Origin of the sequence: Ligilactobacillus equi DSM 15833 = JCM 10991, from assembly GCF_000615765.1 — a bacterium.
Lineage (GTDB): Bacteria > Bacillota > Bacilli > Lactobacillales > Lactobacillaceae > Ligilactobacillus > Ligilactobacillus equi.
Window position 1 is genome coordinate 1 of the sequence record NZ_BAMI01000106.1, and the last position, 2530, is coordinate 2530.

1 protein-coding gene is annotated in these 2530 nt (G+C 33.9%); it reads right to left on the bottom strand.

Annotated elements, in window-relative coordinates:
* The coding region (locus JCM10991_RS15310; RefSeq protein WP_035189029.1) for a YSIRK-type signal peptide-containing protein at positions 1 to 2483 on the bottom strand (2483 nt) is incomplete at its 3' end.
* Between the last annotated feature and the right edge of the window lie 47 nt (positions 2484 to 2530).

The window sequence follows — 2530 nt, forward strand, 5'->3', positions numbered from 1 at the left end:
GCTCCTTCAAATTGGTCTTGAGCAGTGATACCTGAACTAATGGCATTAGTACCAGCGGTCATTGCATCGGTTAAAGCCTTTTGCTTATCATCTGTGTCGTTGTAATACTTAGCAGTACTTTCAGCATTTTTACCATTGATTAATGCTTGAACCAAATCATTAGTATTAGCCAATTCATTAATGGTATTTTGCATATTAGTAGGTGCATCTTTACCATATAATAATTTTGAAGCATTATTTCCGTCTGCAATCGCTTGAGTTAAAGCACCGTCAGCTACTTTTGGTGTGTCAGTATTGGCATGCAAAGCATTGGCATTTTTAAGATTATTCTGTAAATCGTTTACTAATTGGGGATCAATTTTAACTTTGATATTCTGTGGACCATTAGTACTAATTGTGATTGTCTTAGGTAATGTATCACCATCTAAAACCCAACCTTGAGGCACTTGACCAGTAAAGTCTTGAGTTGTATCCTTCTTCCCAACATAATTCTGAGAAGCAATAGTTTGGTTCTTACCATCTACATAATTTACTGTTTGGGTAATTTGATCAGGTCCAGCAATTGGGGTAAAAAGTTGATTAAACGTCGGTGCACTAACACTTTCTGTACCCTTTACCACTTTGCCCTCAGTATCGGTCATGAAATTAGTGAACAGTAATTGAGGTGTAGTAGTTGTTTTACCGATTTCTCTCAATAAACCGGTCAATGACATCTTGCTGCCATCACTCAACTTATCGTTTAAATGATAAATAGTTCTAATAACTAATGGACGACTATTCAAAATACCATAGTAATAATTACCTAAATTAGATGATACTTTTCCGTGATTATTCCAAATGCTTGGATGTTCACTTGCATATTCTTGATATTGAGTGCCTTTTTGACCCGAAAAAGCACCGTCTCCATTTTGATCAAGTAAAAGTTGATTATGGTAATTATACGTTTGATCATTGTCATTAGTTGCATCTGGTAATGCTCTCACTTGACTCTTATAACTTGCCCCAGAATCAGCAACACCACCAAAATCAATTCGACTGATTTCCCCACTTTTAATATAAGGTAATAACTTGGGATCGACGCCATAATGATAGGTCCAGTCTTTGACCTTATCGTTTGCATTATTATCCCAACGGTTTAAATAGTTATCAACAACAATAGTGTTGTTTGTAGAATCATAATAAACATCATCATAACCACCAACAAAACTATGTGTACCGTCTTTATTCAGATCTGCTGTCGAAACACCGTAATTTTTTTCAGCAGCCATTATTTGATTATCTTTATCAGTGTTGAAGTAACTTGTATTAAATGTTGTAGCAATAATTGAATGGGGTTCATAAACATCACGTACAAACTGCGAACCAATTCCCCAAACAAAACCTGATTCTGTTGTATCTCCTTCGTAAGAGACATAACTTCTGTATACTAAAGGATCTTTATTAGTATCTACCTCATTGTCCTTATTTAAAATATCAGCTTGCTTTAGAACATTAAAAATTGAATCCTTAAATGTAATGGTCCCTGTTTTTTGAACATGACCATTAAGAACACCACCTGATACCCAAGTCATTTGAGTTGCTTTATTAAAATCTACCCGCCAAACATTAGAATTAGTGTCTTTCTTGAATGTAACAGGAGTTTTACCTTTACCCTCATCAATAGAAATAGAATCGATTTGATTGCTTAACCGATCATCAATTTGCCAATCTAAATCTAGATTATTTACACCACTAACTGTGTCATGAACATATACACTTAAATCAAAATTCAATTCTTTTGATGTGTTCTCAACTGCTTTACCTGTTTCGTCTAAAAGCGTTGGTTTTAATTCATCAGGAGTGATATTTACTTGTTTAATACTACGTGCTGTATCACTAAGTTGCTCAGTTACTTTACCCAAATGTTTAGGATCAGAATATTCATTTAATCCTATAATTGTTGAACGTGAATTAGTTTCAGTATTATTATTACTTGAGTCATGAGATGAATTAGGATTAGCATCTACTTCTAAAAGGCTGGCTTCATATGTATTTGCATAGATTTGATCTGCAATTTTAGCAGTATTTACTGTTTCTGTGCCATTATTATTTTGCTTTATCCCTTTTAAACCTACCTCTGATAAATCAGAACCTCCATTATCTGAATTACCAGAATTGATATGATTAGTAGCATTGCTAGATTCAGCATCATTAGTGTTGTTTTTTACAGCTGCTGATGCATCTACTACTACTACTTTTTGTGGATGTGTAGGTCCAGTCTGACTTTGATCTGTGGCTTTCGACTCTTCAAGCTTAGTCGGATTTTTGGTCGTATCAGCCTTAACAGTATTATTGCCACTCATAAAAGTTAAGCCCAATAAAACTGAACATACTCCAATATTTAACTTACGTAAACTAAATCTTTGCTTTACTCTATCAAAATTATTCCCTCGTAAACTAAATCTTTGCTTTACTCTATCAAAATTATTCCCTTTTTTAAACATAGTCTCTCCTTCTTTTTAACAACAATACATTTTAACAAGCTAAACTA